Genomic DNA, 23,682 nt, shown 5'->3' with positions numbered 1-23,682 from the left:
TCCCGAACAGGACCGTGAAACAACTCTGCGCCGATGATAGTGCTGCAACCAGTGTGAAAGTAGGTTATCGTCAGGCTAGTTATATAAAGAAGCCCCTTCTGGTGATCCAGTCGGGGCTTTTTTGCGTCTATACGTTGCCCGTTTGCGCAGGCGCACTGTCCAACCATCGTCTCCAAGGCAGTATCCGGTAATCGACAACCGAACGGAGCGTGGACATGGACGATAAACTGACTGGGCCGGTCGCGGCCATCATCGATAAACACCGCACCACCATCGCGCCCATGCTGGCGGCAAACGGCGGTGCCATCACCCGCACGGCGCTGCAGAACGACGCCGCCGTCCGAACCGTCGCCGGCTATTGCTATCAATTGCTGCCTGGCTTGCTACGGTTGGCCGTCAAGGAGCCGGTCTTCATCGAATTTGTGATGACGCACCGGGAGCAGTTGCTCACTAAACTGGTGGAGCAGCCCGCCCAGCAGCGCTAGGCGCCCCGCTGCAAGTTGAGGACAAAGCTGACACCATCGACCTCGTTCTGCGCGACGATGGTGCCGCCCATCTTGGCCATGTAGGTGCGCGCGACAAACAGGCCCTGGCCTCGATTGCCATTGGCGCCGGATTCCGCTTGGTCCGACACGCCGTATTCAAAAACCTTGGTGAGCATATCGGGCGCTATCCGTGGTCCGCGGTTGCGAATGGTGATGGCCGCGCCAGTATCGCCTGCCTCCAGCGAAATGGTAATCGCGCTGCCCTGCGCCCGATAGCGTTCCGCGTTGCGCAGCACGTGGGTGACGACATCCTCCAGCGAATACTCGTCGGCCCGCGCGGTCAGCGTTTCGCGCTGCCCCTGGAAGACCACATTCTGAATACCGATGCACGACGCATTCTCGGCGACGTTCAGTAGAAACGCCGTCAAATCAATCTCGCTGACTTGCAGCTCGGATGACTGGAACGCTTCGCTCGGCGATGCGCGGCCATACAGAACACGAATCGCCTGCTGCATGCGGCTGATGTAGCGATGACTTTCGTCCTCGGGTGCACCATGCAGCACCATCAACGACTGCAGTGGCGACATGATCTCGTGGCCGACCGCATGCCACATGTCGCGCTCCTGCTCCGCGCGTATGTTCTCGCGTTCGACGTCCTCGCGTACGCGGCGCAGCAGATCGTGCAGACCGGTGGCGAGCACGCCCAGTTCATCTTCGCCGCGCAGATCGGCAAGGTCGGTTTCGGAAAATCCTTTGGAGGCCTTGACCCGCTCGCCGACATCATCCGCACGCTTGATCAGCACCTTGATGCGGCGGATGATGCCGATCTCGATCACCAGCCACGCCAACATCAGCGCCGCCAGCATCGCACCGACAAACCATACGAGCCGGCTGGCCACCACGCTCAGGCTTTTGCTGACACTGCGAACGTCACCCTTGAGCAGAACCTCGTAGCTGCCGGCCGGCGTGGCGATGACCTCCTTCGCCTCCAGCGGAACATCATAGGCATCGACCGGCAGATGGCGAATCAGGGTCGTCACGAAATGCCAGGATTGGTCTTCAGGATCGACCGGGCCAACCAGCAGCGGCAGCGAGGCGGCCGGAGAGACACTATCCGCCAGCCGCCGGATCTGCAGGCTTTCTCCGGGCAGCAGCATGGGCTTCAAGTCCGCCAATGAAAACGCCGGCGCGCTCGGGCCGGTGGCGCTGTCGAGCAGCGGCGGCCCATCGCCCGGAGGCAGCACTGCGATGTGGACATCGATGCGGTCCAGGTCTTCCGGCGGCCACACCGGGCGGCGCTTCTCGAACAGCGCATCCTGCAGCACACCGACCGGCAACCGCAGCGAGAAGAAAGCGCTGCGCATGCAACTGCTATCATCGTCGGCAGCGGTTTGGTCGGTGCAGCGCGGATTCTGCCAGATCCATCCCCGGAAATCTTTCACCGCCGGCGCCTTGGCCCGCGCCACATCGGCCGCGGCGAATCCGGTCAGGCGCCCGCGCATGCCGCCGAAGCGGTGTCCCGGTGTTTGCGGTTCGGTGCTTTCCTCGAACGGTGCGATCCACTCGTATGTCTGGCCGCGCAGGCTGACTTTGACCCTGACGCGGTGCGCCTGGTCCACCACCTGGTCGCCGCGGGTATGCGGCACCAGTTGCGCGCCGTCGAAAGTACCCGCGACGTAAATGAAACCGCCGGCCCAGGGGTTATTACCGATACCGACGCACAGAGAGCCGTTGTTACCGTACTGCGCCAGGCAGCCGGACATCGCCACCGCCTGCTGCACCTTTTGCAGATCGTCGAAATCGAGCGCGGCGAACGGTAGCAGCAGTGGATGCAGCGCCTTGCCGGCGGTCGCTGGCTGAGGATTCAGCAAAGCCAGTTGCCCGGTCGGATGGCGCAGCGTGGCCGCCACCTGCACGCGGGTCTTTTGAAAACTGCCCTGGTAGTTCTTGTAGCTGAGCTGCTTCTCTTGCTGAAGCACAGACAGCGCCAGGCCCACCGTCGCCGCTATCAGGAAGACGAAGGCCGCGCGCAGCAGTAGCCGCAGGCGATAGGGGACGAGGCTGAGCCGGCGCCAGTTCACGATCAATGACTTTCGGTGTCGGCCCAGCGGAAGCCGCGCATGGGGATATTCTCGATGCAGGCGAAGCCGGGATCGATCTCGCGGAAGGCGTCGCGGATGGTGCTGACGTGCTTGCGGATATTGTCGCGATTGCGCCCGCTCTTCACCACTTCGAATAACTCATCATAGGACACCACTTGGCCGCGCCGCGCGAACAGCGCCGCCAGGATGCGCTGTGCCGTCAGCGGCAGGTTGATGCGATGGCCACGCCAGGTGGGTGTGCGCTGGCGCAGCGGGTCCATGCTCAGTTCATCGGCGGCATGCGCCGGCTCCGCTTTTTCCTTCACCGAGCGCAGGATCTCCAGGAAGGTTTCGATGAAGTCGGATTCCTCGAACGTGGCTTTCTGCAGATAGTCCCAGGCGTCGAGCGCCTTCATGATGCTGCGGTAGATAGTGGCCGGCATCGCCGATACGACCAGCACCGGCGTGGCGTGCCGCTTGTTGATGGCATTGATGATGGCGACGCCGGCATGGCGCTCGCGTCCCAACTCGATATCGAGCACCACCAGGTCGTAGCGTTCGCGCGCGATGGCCGCCTCGGCGTCGTCGCGGCTGAACCATTGGTCAACCACGATGCCGGGCCGCGCCGATTCTATCCACGCCCGCAGCTGGTTGCTGGTCGGCAGATCGTCCTCGATGACGGCGACTTTGGCCATGTTGTACTCCACTGACTGTCAATGCGACGAGTATCCACGGTTTTACGCAAAAAGTCACAAACCGGCTGTGAGGATTTCTTCACGGCGCCGGAGGATACCCGGACGGCAGCGGCGTTGATACTTCCGCCACACCCGGCGCACCATGCATGTCAGGGATGGGCCCTTAAATCAATCAACCGGGAGTAGGTGAATATCATGGCGGACCGGATCAAGCGGATGGTGCAGGCAGTGCGCGCGGCGTTGAGCGGCGGCGCCGGCGCTGCGGTGAACGGCATGCGCCGCAATGGCGCGTTAGTGGTGGCGTTGGGCCTGGCCGGCGCCGCCGTCTACGGTCTGGCGACGCATCCGCCGATCGCCAAGCTGGCGCCTGGAAGCCTGGGCATCCGCACCAATCAGTTGACCGGCTCCGCCATCACCGTGCGCGATGGTGCGGTGTTCCTCGTGCCCGGCGTGCACGTGTTGCGGCAGGTGTCGCTGCGCGACCAGGTGTACCGTCCGAGCGGCAGCGACAAGGCGCCGTTCCAGTCGGTTGAAGGCCTGGCTCTGGGCGTGGACATGTCGGTGCGCTATGCGCTGGATGTGAACCGCGTCGCCGCGATGGCGCAGTCGCTGCCGCCGGATATCAACGGTTCCATCGTCGAGCCGGCGGTGCAGGGCGTGATCTACAAGGTGTTCACGCGCTACACGGTGCGTGAGATCTTCTCGACCAAGCGTGCCGAGATCCAGCAGGCGATCGAGGCGGAGCTTAAACCCAAGCTGGCTGCGGACGGCGTCACGCTGCGCGGTATCACCATCGGCAAGATCACGCTGCCGGCGGAGTATCAGGCTGGCATGGAGAAGCTGCTGGCCGAGGAACTGGAAACGGAGAAGATGCGCTACACGCTGGAGCTGAAGGAGAAGCAGGTCAAGCAAACCGCCCTGGAAGCGGACGCGGAAAAGATCCGCCGTGAGAAGGCCGCCGAAGCTGCGGGCAATGAGCAGATCATCGCGGCCAGGGCGCAGGAGCAGGCGATGGCGCATGTGCTGCCGTTCAAGGAGAAGCAGATCGAGCAGCGCAAGCTGGAGGCCGAGGCGGAGAAAATGGCCCGCATCAAAACCTCCGAGGGCAACGCCCAAGCGCGGGTCATCGAAGCCGCCGGCGAGGCAGATTCGCGTCGCAAGCTGGCGGATGCGGAGGCCTATCGCCAGGAGCTGGTCGGCAAGGTGGCCGCCGCGCAGATGGAGCGCGAGGGTGATCTGATTACCCGCAACCCGCTGCTGATCCAGAAAACGATGGCGGACAAATTATCGGACAAGGTCTCGGTCATCATCGCGCCTTCGCCGACCGATGGGGGATTTATCGGCTCCGCGCTGCTGGGCGGCCAGCGTGGCAAGCAGCCGCGCCTGGCGACAGTCGGCGGCGAAGTCACAGACAACGTCAAGGAAGGCCAATAATCATGTCGATGATTGCAGCCGCCGCCGTACTGGCGATCGTTACGCAGGACCAGGCCGCGTTGCGCGCGGCACCCAGGGATGCGGCCCAGCAGCAGGCCGTCCTGTGGCAGGGCGATAGTCTGGAGATCCGCGGCGAGAAGCAGGACTTCCTGCAGGTCTATGACTATCGCCGTGAGCGTGCGGGCTACATCCGCGCCTCGCAGGTGCGCAGGATTTCGCTGGCGCCGGCGGATGCCCCGGAATTGCTGTCGGTGGTGCGCTTCCTGCGCGACACCCCGGGCGCGGAATCGCTGGGCATCAGCTACGCGGCGGCTTACCTGAAGGCCGCTCCCGCCAGTGCGATCACGGCGGAACCTTTCGATGCGCTGGGCACGATGGCTGAACGGCTGGCGCGGCGCGCGTCCGCCAAGCAGGGCAAGCAGGGCGATGCCACGATCGCCGCGCACCTGGAGGTGGTCGCCAACTACGGCATCGGTATCCGCAGTTTTGAGCGGGAGGGACGCATGCAACTATGCTATGACGGCGAAGCCTTTCGCCGCGTGCTGGCGATGCTGTCGGAGCCGCAGCAGCGCGCGACCGCGATACTCGGCTTGACGCGCCAGGAATGCGTGGACCCGGCATTGCGCCCCGGTGCGCGCGTGGCGCTGGACGACTGGCGCGCCGAGGTACTGGAGCGCGTGGACCTGAAGGATCTTGCGCCCCACATGCGCAACCGCATCCACATGCGACGCGCGGCGGTATGGTCGTCGGTGGCTTTCGCTCGGGCGCGCAAGGGGGAGGCAGCAACGCAGGCGGCGCAGCGCGCGCTGGATGAACTGGGGATGGTGGATCCCGCCGAATTGACCGAGGACGACACGAGCGCGTTCGCCGATGCCGGCGTGCGCGCGGGCAGCGTGCGCTGGGCCGCCGCAGGGTCTGTGACGCCTTCCGCCAGCGGCTTGCATGTGCAGGCGATGGCCGGTCAGCCGGGAGAAACCTGCGTCGCGCTGCTCGATGCAAAACACGATCAGCAGCATGCGCTGGCGCGCCGTTGCAGCTACGGGGTCGTATGGACTGCGTCCGCGCAGGCCAATGCACAGAACACGGCGCTGTCGCTGGCGGTGCAACCAATGGATGGCTGGCGCGAGATGTGGCTGTTCCACCAGACCAGCGCCGGCTGGCTGGTCGACGTGCTGCCGCCTGCCGCTGCCGATCCCGATATCGGCTATGCCGAATTCGCAGGCTGGGTGCCCGGCTCGCAGAACATGCTGGTGGCGCGGGAGGCCCGTGTCGACGGAAAATTCAAGCGCAGTTTCGAACTGGTGGAGATCAATACGCTGGCGACGCTGAAGACCGCCGACAAGCCTTCCTCTCTCAGCATGTTCTATCGCTGGCAGGATCCTGCCTGGAAGCGCCAGACCGTCAGCCTGCGTTGAACAGCGGGTTGTGACAGCTGTTCCAGATTGGAGCAGGTGTGCGATGGATCAAGGAGGGAAATGCGTGGCATGGCATTTGCTCAATGGCTGTATATCACTCATTAAAACAGCCAGGAGACAACCATGCATCATCCATTCCGCATCTTCGCCATCGTGACCGTCATCGCTGCCGCGGCCACGACCTCCCTCTACGCCACCGCCCACGGCAACGTTGTGCCGCAGGCGGTGGACACCACCGGCCTGACGCCACTCGGCGAGAAATGGCTGGACCAGAATCCTTATCGCGGCAACAAGCTTGCGCTAAAAATAGGGACGTCCGCCTATAACCAGAACTGCGCCCGCTGTCACGGACTGGAGGCGGTCACCGGTGGCATCGCGCCGGACCTGCGCCAGCTCGACCGCGATTGTACCGACGTCAAAAACGACAACAAGAAGAAGGCCTGCTACAAGGAGACCGACAACTACTTCCTGACCTCGATCCGCCATGGCAAGGTGCGCAACGGCGCCGTGTACATGCCGCCGTTCGAGGGCGTGTTCAATCAGGAAGCCATGTGGGCCATCAAGACCTACCTCGAAGCCCGCCGCGATGCCGCCAACTGATCGAGGAGCAGACCATGTCGAATTTTCGTTCGCGCGCTGGCGCGTTGCTTCCTCTCGTCGCGGCGCTGTTGGTGACCGCCGCACCCGCGCATGCGGAGTGGGACAAGATCCGTCTATCCGGTTCGCTGAAGGTGGCTGTGTATGAACAGTTCGCGCCGTTCTCGGATCGGGGCGCCGGCATCGATGTGGAGGTTGCACAGGCGCTGGCCTCAAAGCTGGGCCTGAAATTGAGCCTGCTGCCTTTTCCCGCCGGCGAAAACCTCGGCGATGACCTGCGCAACATGGTCTGGAAGGGGCACTACCTGGGTTACGGGCCGGCCGACATCATGCTGCACGTGCCAGTCGAGCCTCAGCTGATGAACGAAAACGGCAAGGTCACCATCTTCGCGCCGTATCACGTCGAGACGGTGCGGCTGGTGCGCAGTGCGCGCAGCATGCCGGTCTTCGACGGCATCGACGCATTGAACGGCAAGACCATCGGCGTCGAGAAGGTCTCCATCGCGGCAATGGTGCTGCTGGGCGAAGGCAATGGACGCTTCCGCGACAAGGTGCGGATTTTCGACACCGCTGCCGAAGCGCTGGAGCAGCTCAAGGCCGGACAACTCGACGCCGTGCTGGCCAACCGCTCGGAGATCGATTCGGTATTCCGCGACGATCCCGCTTTTCCGCTGAACGAAGTGGCGTTCCAGCGCCTGCCGCGCGCGGGGTGGGCGGTGGGTATGGCGGTGCGCAAGGACGACCAGGAAATGGCGCGCCTGCTTCAGGCGGCCGTCAACGACATGAAGGCCAGCGGCGAACTGCAGGCCATCTTTGCCCGGCACGGCGTGCACGAGCAGATGCCGTGATGCGCGGCCATTCGATGGCAAGCGCCATGCTGCTGGCATGCGGGGCGGCTGCGGCGGCGGATACCACGATGGTGGTCTATCCGGCTACCGCGATGTTGTCGGTGGATGTCGTCGGCGTCGCGCCCTTGCCCGGCCTGGGAGTGGACCGCAACCAGCTGCCGTATCAGGTGCAGACGGCATATGCCGCCGAGGTGGGCGCCGCTGCCGGCCAAAACCTCAGCGAGTTCATGGCGCGCAATCTGACCGGCGTGAATATCAACGAGGTGTCGGGGAGCCCATTCCAGAACGATATCACCTATCGTGGCTTTCGCGCCTCGCCGGTGCTGGGGGCGTCGCAGGGCATTTCCGTTTACCTGGACGGAGTGCGCGTGAATGAGCCGTTTGGCGATGTGGTGAACTGGGACATGCTGCCCGAGGCGGCTATCGGCAATGTGATGCTGGCGCCGGGATCGAATCCTCTGTACGGCCTGAATACGCTAGGCGGCGCGCTTGTGTTGACTACCAAGTCCGGGAAAAATCACCCGGGTGCGGACCTCGGCATCTCAGGCGCCAGCAACGGGCAGCGTCGAGCCGACCTGGCTTATGGCTACGACAGCGGCGAGCGTTGGAATCTCTTCATCGCAGGTACGGCTTTCAACGACAAGGGCTGGCGCGATCATTCCGACGGACGGCTGGCCAATGCCTACGTCAAGCTGGCCGGTGCCGCCGGCGACAGCGAGTGGAGCGTCGCGCTTCTGGCCGGCCAAAGCCGCCTGGTGGGCAATGGCTTGCTGCCCGATGACCTGTATGACCAAAACCGCCGCGCCGTCTACACCTCTCCTGACGAAACCCGCAACCGCTTGCGCCAGGTCGTCTTCAGCATGACCCATCGCTTCGACGATCATACGGAGTTGAGCACCGCCGTCTACGCACGCAACAGCCGGCGCAGCACCGTCAACGGCGACATCAACGATGCCTATGCCGGGGGCGATAGCCCTTATCCTGCCAGCTACAACACGACAGAGACCCGCCAAAGCAGCCAGGGATTCAGCGCCCATTTGAGCAAGGACGCCGGCCGGCATCAACTCACCACAGGGCTTGCGTTCGACCGTGGCAGCGTCGCCTTCGCGCAGTATGAACAGGATGCCGGCTTTGCCCCGGACCGCTCGGTCGTCCCGGATACGAATGCCGAGCAGGAGGCCGGATCGTCGGTCAGCGGCCACTCGCGCACGGCCGGGTTGTACGCCGCCGATACCTGGGAGGTGGACACCGACACCTGGTTGACCGCGTCCGCCCGCTACAACCACGCGACCGTCAGCAACCAGCTGCGCCGCGACGGTGAGCCGCAGCCTGCCGAGACGTTCAGCTATCGCAAGCTCAATCCCGCCGTCGGCATCGCGCGCCGCGTGGGTGGCGGCTGGACGCTGTTCGCCAATCTGTCGCAGAGCAACCGGGTGCCGACCGTGATCGAACTGGGTTGCGCCGATCCCGAACAGCCATGCCGCTTGCCGGTCGGTCTGCAATCGGACCCGTACCTGGCGCAGGTCGTGTCCCGCACCGCCGAAGCGGGCGTCCGCTGGAAGGGGGCGCGCGGCGCGGCGGCGGTATCGGTGTACCGCACTGTTAATCGCGACGACATCCTGTTTCGCAGTGCCGGCATCGCACAGCAAGGCTACTTCTCCAACTTCGACCGCACACGCCATCAGGGCGCGGATCTGAGCGCGAGCTACCGGATCGGTGATTGGTCTGCGCGATTGAGCTACAGCTATCTGGACGCCGTGTACGACGCGGAAGGTGACCTGTTCACAGGCACGCGCAACGTTCATGTGACGCCCGGAACTCGCCTGGCGGGGCTGCCGCGCAATACACTGAAGCTCGGGCTGGAGTGGAGCGCGATGCGGCACTGGTCCGTCGGCGCCGACCTGACAGCGTTGTCCGATATGGCGACGCAGGGTAACGAGGACGGCAAGGCCGCGCCGGTATCGGCCGACTGGCGCGTGCGCGGTTACGTCCTGGCCGGCCTGCACGCCAGCTATCGGCCGGATTCGAAATGGGAGTGGTATCTGCGTGTGAACAACGCGTTCGATCGCCGTTACGAGACCTTCGGCGCCGTCGCCGCGGACATGTTCCCGAACGGCGCCTTGCAGCAGCAGGGTATCGAGGCCCAGCAAGCCCGGTTCGTCGCACCCGGCGCGCCACGTTCTGTGGCGGCCGGTCTGCATTACCGCTTCTAGAACTGATACTGGGCGCTCGCGCCGATCAACCAGTTCCGTCCAGGCGCCGCCTCGTAATAGCGCTTGTTGGTGTCGCCGACGATCAGCGAACCGACATACTGCTTGTCCAGCAGGTTATTCAAGCGTACGAACTGTTTGAAGCGCCAGCCATGCCACTGCTGGTTGGCGTTGACGCGCGCATTGAGCACACCATATCCCGGGGCCGCCTTGTCGGCATTGGCATCGTCCGCGTAGATTTTGCTGCTGGCGACAGCTTCCAGTGCGGCGCCAAAGCGGTTGGCGCTGTCCTTCCAAGCCAGCTCGCCGTAGGCGTTGGCATTCGGGATGCCGGGCAGGCGGCTGCCTTCGGCGACCGCGCCAAAGGCGTGGTCGTAGACCGCGCGCAAACTGGTCAGCGCCACGTGCGCGCTCAGGCCGTGGTTCCAGGTGGTGTCCAGCGACAGCTCCATCCCTTGGCGCAGCGTGCTGCCGGCATTGCGGTAGCTGGTGCGGCCACCAACGCTGCTGTCGACCACCAGCTCGTCACGCGTGCGGACCTGGAATACAGCCGCATTGATGCGCGTTCCCTCGTTCAGCCGCGCCTTGATTCCGGTTTCAAGATGGGTGCTCTGCGACGCCTGCAAACGGAAGTTGAAGCCGCCGCCGGTACCGGAGTAGAACAGTTCATTGAGCGTTGGCGTTTCGAAGCCGCGCGCGGCGCTGGCATACACGTTCAGCGCTGGCGAGAGGCGATATAGCAGGCCAAGCACCGGCGTGGTATGGCTGTATTCGAGGCTGCCGCTGTCATTGCCGTTGCTGAGGAAGCGATCGGCCACCGATATCTTCACACTGCTATGGCGCAGGCCCGCGCTCACCATCCATGCGCCGGACTGCCATTCGGCCTGCACGTACGGATCGAGGCTGGTGACTTTGTCGTTTTCGTCGCGTCGCAACGCGCCCTTCACGCCGAACTGAGTGCCGATGAAGTTCTCATAGCCCCGGCGTGCGTCGCTGGAGCGGCCGTATTCCAGGCCGACGGTGGTACTAAGCTTGCCGCCCGCCAGTTCGCCCGAGTGCAGCCAGTTCAGGTCCGTGCCGTGGAAGTCGCGGTCGAAGTCGACCACGCCGCCGGAATGCGTGGCCGGCGCCTGGAAGGCTTTGGAGAAGGCCTGATACTGGATAACGCCGCGATTGCCGCCATAGGCGGTCATGCGCAGGCGGTCGTCGCCGAAGCGCTGCTCCCAGCTGGCGCCGATCTGCTGGTGGTCAATGCTCTTGCGGGTGTTGTAACGGTCGGCCAGCGTGCGCTTCGGATTCTGCGTATCGGTGGTATCGATCTCGCCGGCGCGCGGATCGCGCTGGTAGGTGGCCCAGGTCACGCCCAGCGCGTCCTGGGTGTCGTCCTGGCGCAGCGCGTTGCCGATGATGGTCAGGCTGGCGCCGGCCATCGGCGCCAATGTCAACTTGGCGAACGCCTGGTCGCGCGTGGCGGCGCTGTGGGCGCGATAGCCGTCCGTTTCGAAGCGGGACGCATCCAGCACGTAGCCGATGCCGGCCTGCTTGCCTTGTGCGTTCAGATCGGCCTTGCGGCTGCCGTAGCTGCCGGCGGTCAGCGCTGCTTCTACCGTTGGTGCACCTTCGCCGTCGCGCGTGAACATCTGGATCACGCCACCCGAGTGGTTGCCGTAGATGGCGGAGAAGGGGCCGCGCAGCACTTCGATACGCTCGGCCATATCGAGATTGAAGGTGGCGGCCTGGCCCTGGCCGTCCGGCATGCTGGCCGGGATGCCGTCGGCGATCAGGTGCACGCCGCGCACGCCGAAGGCCGAGCGGGCGCCGAATCCGCGCGAGGAGATTTGCAGGTCCTGCGCGTAGTTCTGGCGATTCTGTGCCACCAGGCCGGGGACGGCGGCCAACGCCTCGCTGGCGTTGACGCGTGCCTGGCTGTCGCGGATGCGTTCAGCGTCGACGACGTCGATGGCGGCGGGCATATCGAACACCGTGTGCCCGACGCGGGTGGCGCTGACCACCACCTCCGCCGGCCGTGCGGCGTCGTCGGCTGCGATGACGGCGCCGCTCAGGGCAAACAGCGCGGCCACCGAATTTAATTGGAAAAGGGCTTGCTTCATATTGTCTCCGTTTTGGTCTGTGTTATGCCGGACCACTAAGCAATATACCTGCCATCCCGGTTTTCCGGTGGCACGCCGATTGCAACGGTCATCGCATTTTCCTGAAAGGTGATCACCATGAACAGCTCTCGCATCTTGTCTTACCTGGCGTTTTTGCTATGCGGCCCCGCGATGGCCGCCCCCTTTGCCTATGTGCCGAACGAGAAGTCGGGCAGCATCAGCGTGATCGATACCGCCACCGATTCCGTGCTGCGCGAGATCGCCGCAGGCAAGCGGCCACGCGGCATCGCGGCCGATCCAGCCGGCGCGCGCCTGTACGTGACCGATGCAGCCAGCAATGCGCTGCTGGTGATCGATACCGCCAGCGGCGCCGTGGCGCGCCGCATCGCGCTGGGGAAATCGCCCGAGGGCGTGAGCGCATCGGCGGACGGTCGATATGTGGCGGTGGCGGTTGAGGAGAGCAACAGCGTCACCCTGATCGAGGCGGGCACCGGACAGGTGCTGGCGGATATCGCGGTGAAAGGCAAGAACCCGGAGCATGCGGTCTTCAGCCCGGACGGCCGCTGGTTGCTCGTCAGCGCGGAGGAGGCGGAGCAGGTCGATGTGATCGATGTCGCCGCGCGGCGCCAGACCGGCGCGGTGGCGGTGGGCCTGCGGCCGCGCGGCATGGGCTTCAGCCCCGATGGCGCCCGCGCCTATGTCGCTTGCGAATTGGCGGGAGCCGTGTACGTGGTCGACATGGCGACGCTGGCGACGACGGTGCGCATCCCTGCCGGGAAGAACGCCAACGGTATCGTCGTGCATCCCGGGGGCCGGCAGGTCTATGTATCGAACGGCGCGGACGCCAACGTGATGGTGATCGACACCGCCACCAATACCGTCAGCGCCACCATTGCAGTTGGCAAGCGACCCTGGAACATGGCGCTGACGCCGGACGGCGCCAAGCTATATGTGGCCAACGGCCGCTCCAACAGCGTATCCGTGATCGATACCGCCGCTGCGGCAAAGCGGGCGGATGTCGCGGTGGGCGAATTGCCTTGGGGCGTGGTGATCCGCTGAGACGCTGTTCCATCGGCAGACACCTGTTCCAAACCTGAACAGGTGTCACGGCACCGGTACAGCACTCCCCAGCCGCTCCCCCCTGTATTTCAAGCGCGGCACGGGGAAAAGCGAAGCTGGCACGGTGCTTGCGAAAAGGAGAGCACGCAGTACCTACCGCCGCCTCGCGCGGCCTCATAACCACAGCAGAAAGAGGACGACATGAATCTCGCAGACATCAGCAAATTGGGCGTTGCCAATCCATTCAAACAACGCTACGACAACTACATCGGCGGCAAATTCGTCGCGCCGGTCAAGGGCGAATACTTCGGCAACGTCACGCCGATCACCGGCCAGGTTTTCTGCGAGGTGGCCCGCTCCACCGCTGAGGATATCGAGCTGGCGCTGGACGCCGCCCACGCCGCCAAGGACGCATGGGGCAAAACCTCGCAGACCGAGCGCGCCAATATCCTGAACAAGATCGCGGACCGCATGGAAGCCAACCTGGCGCTGATCGCCACCGCTGAAACCATCGACAACGGCAAGCCTATCCGCGAAACCACGGCCGCCGATATCCCATTGGCGATCGATCACTTCCGCTACTTCGCCGGCTGCATCCGCGCGCAGGAAGGCTCGGTCGCGCAGATCGACTCCGAAACCTACGCCTATCACTTCCATGAGCCGCTGGGCGTGGTCGGCCAGATCATCCCATGGAACTTCCCTATCCTGATGGCGGTGTGGAAGCTGGCGCCGGCGCTGGCGGCCGGCAACTGCGTGGTGCTCAAGCCCGCCGAGCAGACCCCCGCCTCCATCATGGTGCTGCTGGAAGTGATCGCCGACCTGCTGCCGCCTGGCGTGCTGAATGTGGTCAATGGCTTCGGCCTGGAAGCGGGCAAGCCGCTGGCGTCGAACAAGCGCATCGCGAAGATCGCCTTCACCGGCGAGACGGGCACCGGCCGCCTGATCATGCAGTACGCAGCGCAGAACCTGATCCCCGTCACGCTCGAACTGGGCGGCAAATCGCCGAACATCTTCTTCGAAGACGTGATGGATGCGGACGATGCATTCTTCGACAAGTGCCTGGAAGGCTTCGCGATGTTCGCGTTGAACCAGGGCGAGGTGTGCACCTGCCCATCGCGCGTGTTAATCCAGGAATCGATCTACGAGAAATTCATTGAGCGCGCGCTGGCCCGCGTCGCGGCGATCAAGCAGGGAAATCCTCTGGACGCCAGCACCATGCTGGGCGCGCAAGCCTCGCACGAGCAGTTGGAAAAGATCCTGTCGTATATCGACATCGGCAAGCAGGAAGGCGCTGAGCTGCTGGCCGGCGGTGGCCGCAGCATGCAGGGCGGCGACATGAAGGAAGGCTACTACGTGCGTCCGACCGTCTTCAAGGGCCACAACAAGATGCGCATCTTCCAGGAAGAAATCTTCGGACCGGTGGTGTCGGTGACGACTTTCAAGGATGAAGCGGAAGCGCTGAGCATCGCCAACGACACCTTGTATGGCCTGGGCGCAGGCCTTTGGACGCGTGATGGTTCGCGCGCCTTCCGTGTCGGCCGCGCGATCCAGGCTGGCCGCGTGTGGACCAATTGCTACCACCTGTATCCAGCGCATGCGGCGTTCGGCGGTTACAAGCAGTCGGGTATCGGCCGCGAGAACCACAAGATGATGCTGGACCACTACCAGCAGACCAAGAACCTGTTGGTCAGCTACAGCCCGAACGCACTGGGCTTCTTCTGACCATGGACCACGTCATCGCCCGCGTTACGGCCACCCAGGCGGCGCTCGACCTGATCGCTCTCCTGCGCGGCCGCCACGGGCCGTTGATGTTCTTCCAGTCCGGCGGCTGCTGCGACGGCAGCACGCCGATGTGCTACCCGGCCGGGGAGTTTGCCATCAGCGACACCGATGTCTATCTCGGCAATCTGGACGGGACGCCGTTCTACATGGGCAGCGAGCAGTTCGAGTACTGGGAACACACGCAGCTGATCATCGACGTGGTTGACGGGAACGGCGGCATGTTCTCGCTCGATAACGGCACGGGCAGGCGCTTCCTGACCCGTTCGCGCCTGTTCAGCGACGAAGAGCTGGCGGCTTTGAGACCGCCCGCCTAGCAGCACACCGCAGCAAACCAAAACATAATAACTGGAGAAGATTGTGCAGAAAAATGTCATCGCAACGCTGGTGGGGATTTCCTTCCTGTCGCTGGCACAGGCGGCCGACGTCTCGTCGGCCATGCTGAAGAACGCGGCATCCAGCACCGACAGCGTGCTGTCGTTCGGGATCGGATCGGAGGGACAGCGCTATTCGCCGCTGACCCAGGTGAACACCAAGACCGTGGCGAAGCTGGTTCCGGCGTGGTCATTCTCGTTCGGGGGCGAGAAGCAGCGTGGCCAGGAATCGCAACCGCTGATCTACAACGGCAAGATGTTCGTCACCGCGTCGTATTCGCGCATCTTCGCCGTGGACCTGAAGACCGGCGCAAAGCTGTGGAAGTATGAGCACCGCCTGCCGGACGGCATCATGCCTTGCTGCGATGTGGTCAACCGCGGCGCGGCCTTGTTCGGCAACCTGGTCATCTTCGGCACGCTCGACGCGCAGCTGGTGGCATTGGATCAGAACACCGGCAAGGTCGTTTGGAAGGAAAAGGTCGATGACTATGCGGCCGGCTACTCGATGACAGCCGCGCCGTTGATTGCCGACGGCGTGCTGCTGACCGGTGTCTCCGGCGGCGAGTTCGGCATCGTCGGCCGCGTGGAGGCGCGCAATCCTCTGACGGGCGAGTTGTTGTGGACCCGGCCCACCGTCGAGGGACACATGGGCTACCGCTACGACAAGGACGGCAAAGCCATCGAGAACGGCATTTCGGGAACGCTGAACAAAAGCTGGCCGGGCGATTTGTGGAAGACCGGCGGCGCCTCCACCTGGATGGGCGGCACCTACGACGCCAAGACCGGGCTGGCCTACTTCGGCACCGGCAATCCGGCGCCATGGAACAGCCACCTGCGCCCCGGCGACAATCTGTACTCATCGTCGACGGTGGCGCTGGACGTGAAGACGGGCCAGATCAAATGGGCTTACCAGAACACGCCCAACGATTCGTGGGACTTCGACGGTGCCAACGAATTCGTCACCTTCGACATGGACGGCAAGCGCTATGGCGGCAAGGCCGACCGCAACGGCTTCTTCTACGTGATCGACGCGAACAACGGCAAGCTGCAGAACGCCTTCCCGTTTGTGAAGAAGATCACCTGGGCGTCGAGCATCGACATCAAGACCGGCCGTCCCAACTTCATCGCCGCCAATCGTCCGGGTGACCCGACCAAGGGCGAGGAAGGCAAGAAGGGCAGCACGGTATTTGCGGCGCCGGCCTTCCTGGGCGCGAAGAACCAGATGCCGATGGCCTACAGCCAGCAGACCGGTTTGTTCTACGTACCCGCCAACGAGTGGGGCATGGATATCTGGAATGAGCCGATCAGCTACAAGAAAGGTGGCGCTTACCTGGGCGCGGGCTTCACCATTCGTCCGCTGTTCGACGACTACATCGGCGCACTGCGCGCGGTGGATCCCAAGTCCGGCAAGATCGTCTGGGAGGTCAAGAACAATGCGCCGTTGTGGGGTGGCGTGATGACGACGGCCGGTGGGCTGGTGTTCTATGGCACACCGGAAGGCTACCTGAAAGCGCTGGACGCGAAGAGCGGCAAGGAGCTGTGGAAGTTCCAGACCGGCTCCGGCGTGGTGGCGCCTCCCGTCACTTGGCAGGATGGCGATACGCAGTATGTGGCGGTGGTTTCAGGCTGGGGCGGTGCGGTGCCTTTGTGGGGTGGCGAAGTAGCGAAGAAGGTGAACTTCCTTGAGCAGGGCGGCTCGGTGTGGGTCTTCAAATTATCGACCAAGTAAAGATCTCTTGTAGTTTTTTGGGCGGCTTCGGCCGCCTTTTTTTTTCGATCAGATTTTGAACAGTGCGACGGAACGCATGATAAGTTTTTGCACAAGGCCTTTTTTCATAAGGCTTGCTTCTCCCTGTGGCGATGCGCGGGCACGCAAATTGCGATATGCGAGTTGCATCGCCCGATGTATGAAAACAATACTGGAGACATAAAAATGAAAAAAATTCTAATGATCGGCGCACTGACTGCGACGGGTATTCAAGGCGCACAGGCTGTCGATTTCAAGGCTGGGGACTGGAACGCATCAATAGGCGGCATCGTCAACGCCTACTACACGCAAGTGTCATGCAATGGTGACGCTGTCGGCGGGCTGGCGCTGGGCAGCAAGGGGCTGGGCTGCGGCGGCGAAAATAATCGCACCACGATCGGCAATGGCCTGCTGCCGAATGGCCTCGTCACGTCGGCCACGTCGAAGCAAGGCGATTACGACGTCAAGGCGCTGATCGGCATCTATAACGCCACCGCCACCGACAGCGCGATCGCGGTCAACAGCGGCGTCGACGTGCGCCAGGCCTACTTCACGTTCGGGAACGCACAGATGGGCACCATCAAGCTTGGACGCGACAACGGCATCTTTGGCGCCGGCGCCATCTTTTCCGACATGACGCTGATCGGCGCGGGCGCACCTGTTCAGGCGACGCAGCGCGGCCGTGTGACGCTGGGCCACATCGGCGCCGGCTACAGCTATGTGGGCTATTACGGCCAGATCGCCTACAGCGCGCCGAAGTCGGCGTCGGGCATCGGCTTCGACGCGGCGCTGGTCAGCCCTGTGGCCGATACACCTATCGTTGCGGCGCCGGTGTATTCGTCGAAATCGAGTCCGCAGGTGCAGGCGCAGCTCAGTTATGCGGTCGATGGTTTCAAGGGCTGGCTGGGCGCCAAATCGCAGAAGTTCAGCGCCACCGCGCCGGGCGTCAAGGATTTCACGATGACCGGCGTTGAAGCCGGAGCTTCGTATCAGGCCGGCCCGCTGGGCGTGCTGGCCAATTTCCAGGGCGGCAAAGGACTGGGCATCCTGTCCGATGCAGACCAGGGCGATACCAAGTCCAAGGCGTACTTCGTGCAGGCTACCTATAAGACTGCGGACAAGGTCAAGGTCGGCCTGAGTTATGGCATCAGCCGTAACGACGACAACACGGCGGGCACCGGCGGCCTGAAATCGAACGCCAACCTGACCTGCGGCGTGTACTACTCGATGACCAGCGCGATCACGCTGGTTGGCGAGATCGGCCAGACTCGTTCCAAGGGCTTCGCCGGCGGCGAGGGCAAGATGAACGGCGCTTCCCTCGGCGGTATCATCTTCTTCTGATGAGGGCCACGCTGACCTGCGTTCTGTGTCTGCTGGCCGGTGTGCTGGCGCTGGTGCTCGGCGCCACGCCGGCGCAGGCCGGCGTGCTCACGCGCGCCGAGATGGCTCGTCGTTTCCCCGCGCCGCTGATGGTGGGGGAACGCGAAGCCGATTTACCGGTATGGCCGCTGTTTAAGCAGAACGCCACGGCGACCGAGTTGGTGGGCTATGTGTTCGAGTCGATCGACCTGGCGCCGATACCAGGTTTTTCCGGTGTGCCGCTTAACCTGATGGTGGCGATCGATCCCAAAGGCACCTTTATCGGCGTCGAGGTGTTGTCGCATCACGAGCCGGTGTTCCTGGATGGGCTGGGCGAGGCGCCGCTCTATCAGTTCGTCAAGCAGTACAAGGATCTCTCGCTCAAGCAGAATATCAGCATCGAGACCGGCGGGCACCGCGTCCGCCATCCCGACGCGGCACATGCGTATATCGACGGCGTGTCCAAGGCCACGGCATCGGTACGCATCATCAACCAGAGCGTGCTGGCCGCCGCGCTCAAGGTCTCGCGCAAGAAGCTGGGCTTTGCAGCCGGCCGCGATCCCGATCAGATCGCGCGGGTGCGGCCGGACGTGTTCGAACCGCTGGATCTGAAACGGATGATGGCGGACGGCCTGGTTCAGCGTCTGCGCGTGAGCAATCGTGACATCGAGCGGTTGTTCGCCGGCGGCCCGGGCGCCGGCCTCGATCCGCAGGCGCTGGCTCAACCGGACGACACCTTCATCGACTTGTACCTGGCCTTCGTTTCCGTGCCGTCGATAGGCCGGAATCTGCTGACGGCGGCCGGCTGGCGCAAGCTGCAGGGCCGCCTGGAGGAGGGCGACCACGCGCTGATCGTGATGTCATCCGGCCGTTACAGCGTCACGGGAGATGACTTTGTGCGCGGCAGTGTGCCGGACCGTATCCTGCTGCGGCAGGAAAAGCTGCCCATCGATATGCGCGACCTGGATCTTGACGTGAAGTTGGCCCTGCCGCTGGAGGTGGGCAGCGTGACCATCTTCCGTGTGATCGGCCAGGCGGGGCTTGATCCGGCTTCGCCCATGGATTTCGCGCTGCCGGTCACCCGCAACAAGGGCATTGTCTATCCCGAGCGTATAACGCGTGAATTGAGCCTGCGTTACACGCTGCCCCAGCGCCTGTTGACCAAGGTCGAAGACAACAGCAAGTCCTGGCCGGGTATCTGGAGCGCGCGGCGCTGGGAGCTGGCGACGCTGGCGGCCGGGCTGGCGGTGTTGAGCGTCGCGTTGACCATGCAGAAGCGCTTGACGGCCAAGGGTTCGCGTTTTAACTGGTTCCGCCGCGCCTATCTTGTCTTCACCGTGGGCTTTGTCGGCTACTACGCACAGGGCCAGCTTTCAATCGTCAATGTCACTGGCGTGGTGCAGGCGTTGTGGGCGCGCCGCAGCCTGGAGTTTCTGCTGTTCGATCCGATGACGGTGGCGTTGTGGGTATTCGTGCTGGTGTCGTTGCTGGTGTGGGGGCGCGGCACATTCTGCGGCTGGCTGTGCCCCTTCGGCGCATTGCAGGAGCTGACGGGGAAGCTGGCGCAGTGGATGCACATACCGCAGTTGCGCATCAGGCATCGAACGGACGCGCGGCTCAAGTACCTCAAATACGTGGCGCTGGCCGCGATTGTCGCCAGCGCCTTCTTTTCCAATGAGCTGACGGATAAGTTGGTGGAGCTGGAACCGTTCAAGACCGCGATCACCCTGAGCTTTGTGCGTAGCTGGCCGTACGTCGCATACGCGGTCGGGTTGCTGTTGGCCAGTGGCTTTGTCTATAAATTCTTTTGCCGTTACCTGTGTCCTTTCGGCGCCTCGCTGGCGCTGCTGGGCAGGTTTCGGCTGATTGACTGGATACCGCGTTATAAGGATTGCGGCGCGCCGTGCCAGACCTGCCGTCATCGCTGCGACTATCAGGCGATTTCGCCATCCGGCGCTGTGGCGTATGACGAGTGCTTCCAGTGCATGGACTGCGTCGTGATCTATGAGAGCGACGAGAAGTGCGCGGTACGCATCCTGGAGATCAAGCGTCATCGCACCATACCGATCCAGCCCGCCGCAAGGAGCCGCATATGAAGAGACGTACCTTTATCGCCAGCGCCGTCGGAGCGATCGGTGGTGTGTCCGCCTGCGCATGGCGCGGGAGCGACACGCTGCACAGGGGCGCCGCACTGGCCTTCGGCACGACGATTTCGATCTCGGTGGTGCACGAAGATGCGGAACTTGCGGGACGCGCGATTGCCGATGGCTTGAAGGCGGCGCAGGGCATCGATCGCCTGATGAGCATCTATCATCCCGGCAGCCAGGTATATCAGCTCAATCGCGACGGTATATTGTCCCGTCCCGATGCGCGCTTACTGGAAGTGCTGAACCAGGCGGCGCAACTGTCGCAGTTGAGCGAGGGTGCCTTCGATGTGACCGTGCAGCCTTTGTGGCGGCTGTATTCCGAATCGGCGGCACGCGGCGGGCTGCCGTCGGACGCGGAGCGTCGCCGGGCGCAAGCCTTGGTCGGCTGGCGTCATTTGGAGATAGGCGACGCCGCCATTCGCTTCCGCAAGGAGGGGATGGCGCTCACGTTGAACGGCCTGGCGCAAGGTTACGCGGCGGATCAGGCGTTGGCGGCGGTGCAGGCGCATGGGATACGCCACGCATTGCTCGATACCGGGGAGTTTGTCGCGCGCGGCCGGAAATCCCGAAGCCACCCGTGGATACTGGGCGTACGTGATCCGCGCGATGTCAACGCCTTGGCGGCGACTTTGTATGCGCAGGGCTGTAGCGTCGCCACCTCAGGGGATTACGAATGCACCTTCACGCCGGATTACAGGCATCACCATATCTTCGATCCGGCGGCCGGTGATTCGCCGGACGAATTGGCGAGTGTTACGGTACTGGCGCCGAATGCGATGCTGGCTGATGGCCTGTCCACCGCGTTCATGGTCATGGGATGGGAGCGGGCCAGCGCACTCGCATCGCGGCTGCCCGCCGTCGACCTGATGGCGATCGACAAGCAAGGGCGCGAGAAACGGTCCGCCGGCTTTCCTTCGGACGCTTGAGGATGCGCTGCTCGTTACTTCAAGTTCGGCACCTTGCGGTAGATGGTGTTACGCGATACGCCAAGCGCGCGCGCCGTTGCCGAGACGTTGCCGCCGTGGGCTTCCAGCGATTTGAGGATGACCGATTGCTCCATCTCCTCAAGATTGGCGCCGCTGGCGACGATGCGCTCGGCGCGAATGTCGTTGTTGGCGACTGGCGATTGCTCGATATCGTCGAGGAAGTCGTCAGGCATGTGCCGAAGGCAGATTTCATGCTCGTCGCCGGCCATCACGATCGCGGTGCGCAGCAGATTGGTCAGTTGGCGGAAGTTACCCGGCCAGCGATGGCGCCGGAACAGCTGCAGGATCTCATCGGACACGTGATAGCGGCCGTTGTTCGACTCGGTGGACAGGATCTTCTTGACCACGGTCTCGAGATCGGTACGCTCGCGCAGCGGCGGCAGCTTGACCACCAGGCCATTGAGGCGGTAGTAAAGGTCTTCGCGGAACAAGCCCTTGGCCATGCGGTCGCGCAGATTATGGTTGGTCGCGCAGATCAGGTCCACGTTCACGGGAATGGATTTGTCGCTGCCAAGCGGCGTGACCATGCGCTCTTGCAGCACGCGCAGCAGGCGCGCTTGCAGGCTGAATGGCATGTCGCCGATTTCATCGAGGAACAGGGTGCCGCCATTGGCTTGCAGGATTTTGCCGGTCGCGCCCTTCTTGCGCGCGCCGGTGAAGGCCCCGTCTTCATAGCCGAATAGTTCGGACTCGATCAGCGTTTCGGGTATCGAGGCGCAGTTCACCGCGACGAAGGGGCTCATCCCGCGTGGCGAATCGTTGTGAATCGCCTGCGCCAGCAGCTCCTTGCCGGTGCCCGTCTCGCCCATGATCATGATGGGGATGTCGCGCCCCAGGACGCGGGTGACTTTTTCGATCACCAGCTCCAGTTGCTGGTCGCCGGTGCGCAGGTAGCGCAGGCCGGACAGCCTGCGCGCGGTGGCCGCCGCCTGGTTGGCCGCCACCGCGGCATTGGCCGGCGGGGCGCGTTCGGTCGTCAGGGATTGCTGGAAGACGCTGTTGGATAGCCGCAGCTGCGCGCGCCCATATACGCGCACGCCACTGTGCATGCACAGGTTCAGCAGGCCTGGCGACGCCGTGCGATAGTGGTCGTACAGCGCGGACACCGGCAGTCCAAACAGGGAGCTGAAGGTATGCGATTGCAACGCGGCGAAGGGGAGGCCTAGCTGAAACAAGCCGTTGCGGTTGGCGGCCAGGAAGCGGCCACCGGGGCTGAACGAGGCGATGCCCTCCATGAGCGTACCGATAAACTCCGGGCGCGCATGGAAGTGCAGCGTGATCGCTTCTTCGAACGTTGCGGAGAACAGCTGGTTCTCGATCATCAGCGCGGACATGCGTACCAGCGCCATGGTGTGCTTGTGATAGCTGCGCTGGTCGCCAGAGACATCGAGCACGCCGACCACATTGCCCAGGTGGTCGGAGATGGGCGCGGCCGAGCAGGTGAGGAAGTGGTTGGCGGACAGGTAGTGCTGGTCCGCGTGGACCAGCGCCGGCGAACGTTCCGCGATGGCGGTGCCGATGGCGTTGGTGCCGCGGCTTTGCTCCGACCATGCGACGCCAGGCTGCAGGGCCACGCGGCTGGCTTTTTCCAGGAAGTCGTCGTCGCCCAGTGAGTGGACGATGACGCCCTTGGCGTCCGTGAGGATCACCATATTGTGGGTGTTGACGATTTGCTGGTACAGCGTCTCCATCGCCGGAATGGCGTGGGCGTGCAGCAGGCGGTTTTGTTCTATAAGCAGCGACAGATCATTGTGTGCCAGCGGGCTGTAGTCGGGCGGGGACTCCGGGGATAACCCATACTTCTGTGATCGCTGATGCGATGTCTCGATGATTTGCGGCATATTGTCTGCCCACGCCTTGCTTGCAGGGGTGGTGTTCAGATCTGGAGCAGTCTGGCGTTCCATATAGGTCTCTTTGTCTCCGGCGGCCGTTATCGGCTCTGCTTTGCCTGCAAGGGTGTTCCATAATGTAGCACCTGTGCAGAATGTGAGCAAAAGCTGCGCGTTAAGCTGTTGCTGTCAGGGGTATAAGCAAACAGGGTGCCAGCGAAAAATAAACCTTGGCAGTTCCATCAGGTCTTTGCTATAGTTCGCCTCCCCGCAAAACGCAGCATGCAAATGCAGCGAAGAGCGGAGAAAAAAACAGGCTTGACGAGATAAACGAAACACTTCATAATCTTGCCTCTTCGCTGATGAACACAACGCTTCTTCAGCAAGCAGTACCGAATAAAGTTCTTTAAAAATTAACAGTCGATAAGTGTGGACGTTTGATGAAAGTGCACAGCAGACTAGTTCTGCTGATACTTAAAATATCAAATGTTCACAAGAAGTAATGAAATAGGCGCTATGAAAATAG

Annotated in this window: 18 protein-coding genes; 14 read left to right on the top strand and 4 right to left on the bottom strand. The window is 63.2% G+C overall.

Annotated elements, in window-relative coordinates:
* Positions 1 to 191: hypothetical protein (locus GTP90_RS36695; RefSeq protein WP_217432045.1), on the top strand; the 191-nt coding region annotated here is incomplete at its 5' end.
* Between the two features lie 24 nt (positions 192 to 215).
* The gene (locus GTP90_RS29710) at positions 216 to 485 is read left to right on the top strand and encodes a hypothetical protein (protein WP_161086892.1); all 270 of its coding nucleotides are present in this window, start codon (positions 216 to 218) and stop codon (positions 483 to 485) included.
* Here the strand turns inward: GTP90_RS29710 and GTP90_RS29705 are convergent.
* Positions 482 to 2,566: a sensor histidine kinase gene (locus tag GTP90_RS29705; protein ID WP_161086896.1), complete on the bottom strand. Its 2,085-nt coding sequence runs from the start codon at positions 2,564 to 2,566 to the stop codon at positions 482 to 484. The genes GTP90_RS29710 and GTP90_RS29705 overlap by 4 nt on opposite strands.
* A 2-nt stretch (positions 2,567 to 2,568) precedes the next feature.
* On the bottom strand, positions 2,569 to 3,261 hold the full coding sequence (locus tag GTP90_RS29700; protein ID WP_161086891.1) for a response regulator transcription factor: 693 nt from the start codon (positions 3,259 to 3,261) through the stop codon (positions 2,569 to 2,571).
* 195 nt (positions 3,262 to 3,456) lie between these two features.
* Between GTP90_RS29700 and GTP90_RS29695 the strand changes: the two genes are divergently transcribed.
* The 5 genes from GTP90_RS29695 (at position 3,457) to GTP90_RS29675 (ending at position 9,768) form a co-directional block, all read left to right on the top strand.
* Positions 3,457 to 4,695 carry a prohibitin family protein gene (locus GTP90_RS29695; protein ID WP_161086890.1) on the top strand — a complete coding sequence of 413 codons (1,239 nt, stop codon included), beginning with the start codon at positions 3,457 to 3,459 and terminating at the stop codon, positions 4,693 to 4,695.
* Between the two features lie 2 nt (positions 4,696 to 4,697).
* Complete coding sequence (locus tag GTP90_RS29690; protein WP_161086889.1) at positions 4,698 to 6,110, top strand: hypothetical protein; 1,413 nt, start codon at positions 4,698 to 4,700, stop codon at positions 6,108 to 6,110.
* A gap of 123 nt (positions 6,111 to 6,233) precedes the next feature.
* A complete protein-coding gene (gene pedF / locus GTP90_RS29685; protein ID WP_117015869.1) occupies positions 6,234 to 6,710 on the top strand; it encodes a cytochrome c-550 PedF in 477 nt (158 codons plus the stop codon).
* 14 nt (positions 6,711 to 6,724) lie between these two features.
* Positions 6,725 to 7,555 (top strand): substrate-binding periplasmic protein, encoded by an 831-nt coding sequence (locus tag GTP90_RS29680; protein ID WP_161086888.1) that lies wholly within the window; start codon positions 6,725 to 6,727, stop codon positions 7,553 to 7,555.
* A complete protein-coding gene (locus tag GTP90_RS29675) occupies positions 7,555 to 9,768 on the top strand; it encodes a TonB-dependent receptor (RefSeq protein WP_161086895.1) in 2,214 nt (737 codons plus the stop codon). Before GTP90_RS29680 ends, GTP90_RS29675 begins: the two co-directional genes overlap by 1 nt.
* Here the strand turns inward: GTP90_RS29675 and GTP90_RS29670 are convergent.
* The gene (locus GTP90_RS29670; RefSeq protein WP_161086887.1) at positions 9,765 to 11,876 is read right to left on the bottom strand and encodes a TonB-dependent receptor family protein; all 2,112 of its coding nucleotides are present in this window, start codon (positions 11,874 to 11,876) and stop codon (positions 9,765 to 9,767) included. The two genes, GTP90_RS29675 and GTP90_RS29670, sit on opposite strands and share 4 nt — an antisense overlap.
* A gap of 117 nt (positions 11,877 to 11,993) precedes the next feature.
* On the opposite strand from GTP90_RS29670, the gene GTP90_RS29665 reads away from it, so the two are divergent.
* The 7 genes from GTP90_RS29665 to GTP90_RS29635 all read left to right on the top strand — a co-directional run bounded on the left by GTP90_RS29665 (position 11,994) and on the right by GTP90_RS29635 (position 21,267).
* Positions 11,994 to 12,935 carry a beta-propeller fold lactonase family protein gene (locus GTP90_RS29665; protein ID WP_175048285.1) on the top strand — a complete coding sequence of 314 codons (942 nt, stop codon included), beginning with the start codon at positions 11,994 to 11,996 and terminating at the stop codon, positions 12,933 to 12,935.
* Between the two features lie 201 nt (positions 12,936 to 13,136).
* Complete coding sequence (gene adh, locus GTP90_RS29660; protein WP_161086886.1) at positions 13,137 to 14,657, top strand: aldehyde dehydrogenase; 1,521 nt, start codon at positions 13,137 to 13,139, stop codon at positions 14,655 to 14,657.
* Positions 14,658 to 14,659: 2 nt separating this feature from the next.
* Positions 14,660 to 15,031 (top strand): DUF779 domain-containing protein, encoded by a 372-nt coding sequence (locus GTP90_RS29655; protein WP_161086885.1) that lies wholly within the window; start codon positions 14,660 to 14,662, stop codon positions 15,029 to 15,031.
* A gap of 43 nt (positions 15,032 to 15,074) precedes the next feature.
* Positions 15,075 to 16,817: a PQQ-dependent methanol/ethanol family dehydrogenase gene (locus GTP90_RS29650; RefSeq protein WP_161086884.1), complete on the top strand. Its 1,743-nt coding sequence runs from the start codon at positions 15,075 to 15,077 to the stop codon at positions 16,815 to 16,817.
* Positions 16,818 to 17,021: 204 nt separating this feature from the next.
* Positions 17,022 to 18,176 (top strand): porin family protein, encoded by a 1,155-nt coding sequence (locus tag GTP90_RS29645; protein WP_254452110.1) that lies wholly within the window; start codon positions 17,022 to 17,024, stop codon positions 18,174 to 18,176.
* A complete protein-coding gene (locus GTP90_RS29640) occupies positions 18,176 to 20,290 on the top strand; it encodes a 4Fe-4S binding protein (RefSeq protein WP_161086883.1) in 2,115 nt (704 codons plus the stop codon). Before GTP90_RS29645 ends, GTP90_RS29640 begins: the two co-directional genes overlap by 1 nt.
* The gene (locus GTP90_RS29635) at positions 20,287 to 21,267 is read left to right on the top strand and encodes an FAD:protein FMN transferase (protein ID WP_161086882.1); all 981 of its coding nucleotides are present in this window, start codon (positions 20,287 to 20,289) and stop codon (positions 21,265 to 21,267) included. Before GTP90_RS29640 ends, GTP90_RS29635 begins: the two co-directional genes overlap by 4 nt.
* A gap of 14 nt (positions 21,268 to 21,281) precedes the next feature.
* Here GTP90_RS29635 and GTP90_RS29630 read toward each other — a convergent pair whose 3' ends face one another.
* Complete coding sequence (locus GTP90_RS29630; RefSeq protein ID WP_161086881.1) at positions 21,282 to 23,231, bottom strand: sigma-54-dependent Fis family transcriptional regulator; 1,950 nt, start codon at positions 23,229 to 23,231, stop codon at positions 21,282 to 21,284.
* Between the last annotated feature and the right edge of the window lie 451 nt (positions 23,232 to 23,682).

The organism is Duganella vulcania (assembly GCF_009857655.1).
Lineage (GTDB): Bacteria > Pseudomonadota > Gammaproteobacteria > Burkholderiales > Burkholderiaceae_D > Rugamonas > Rugamonas vulcania.
Note: the sequence above shows the minus strand (reverse complement) of the source record. Positions and strands in the feature narration are given on the sequence as shown.

Bases quoted from the DNA above. Each gene is read 5' to 3' on its own strand.
- GTP90_RS29710 (WP_161086892.1), top strand. From the start codon at position 216: ATGGACGATAAACTGACTGGGCCGGTCGCGGCCATCATCGATAAACAC.
- adh (WP_161086886.1), top strand. From the start codon at position 13,137: ATGAATCTCGCAGACATCAGCAAATTGGGCGTTGCCAATCCATTCAAA.
- GTP90_RS29655 (WP_161086885.1), top strand. From the start codon at position 14,660: ATGGACCACGTCATCGCCCGCGTTACGGCCACCCAGGCGGCGCTCGAC.
- GTP90_RS29670 (WP_161086887.1), bottom strand. From the start codon at position 11,876: ATGAAGCAAGCCCTTTTCCAATTAAATTCGGTGGCCGCGCTGTTTGCC.
- GTP90_RS29680 (WP_161086888.1), top strand. From the start codon at position 6,725: ATGTCGAATTTTCGTTCGCGCGCTGGCGCGTTGCTTCCTCTCGTCGCG.
- GTP90_RS29675 (WP_161086895.1), top strand. From the start codon at position 7,555: ATGCGCGGCCATTCGATGGCAAGCGCCATGCTGCTGGCATGCGGGGCG.
- GTP90_RS29640 (WP_161086883.1), top strand. From the start codon at position 18,176: ATGAGGGCCACGCTGACCTGCGTTCTGTGTCTGCTGGCCGGTGTGCTG.
- GTP90_RS29665 (WP_175048285.1), top strand. From the start codon at position 11,994: ATGAACAGCTCTCGCATCTTGTCTTACCTGGCGTTTTTGCTATGCGGC.
- GTP90_RS29645 (WP_254452110.1), top strand. From the start codon at position 17,022: ATGAAAAAAATTCTAATGATCGGCGCACTGACTGCGACGGGTATTCAA.
- GTP90_RS29700 (WP_161086891.1), bottom strand. From the start codon at position 3,261: ATGGCCAAAGTCGCCGTCATCGAGGACGATCTGCCGACCAGCAACCAG.
- pedF (WP_117015869.1), top strand. From the start codon at position 6,234: ATGCATCATCCATTCCGCATCTTCGCCATCGTGACCGTCATCGCTGCC.
- GTP90_RS29630 (WP_161086881.1), bottom strand. From the start codon at position 23,231: ATGGAACGCCAGACTGCTCCAGATCTGAACACCACCCCTGCAAGCAAG.
- GTP90_RS29690 (WP_161086889.1), top strand. From the start codon at position 4,698: ATGTCGATGATTGCAGCCGCCGCCGTACTGGCGATCGTTACGCAGGAC.
- GTP90_RS29695 (WP_161086890.1), top strand. From the start codon at position 3,457: ATGGCGGACCGGATCAAGCGGATGGTGCAGGCAGTGCGCGCGGCGTTG.
- GTP90_RS29635 (WP_161086882.1), top strand. From the start codon at position 20,287: ATGAAGAGACGTACCTTTATCGCCAGCGCCGTCGGAGCGATCGGTGGT.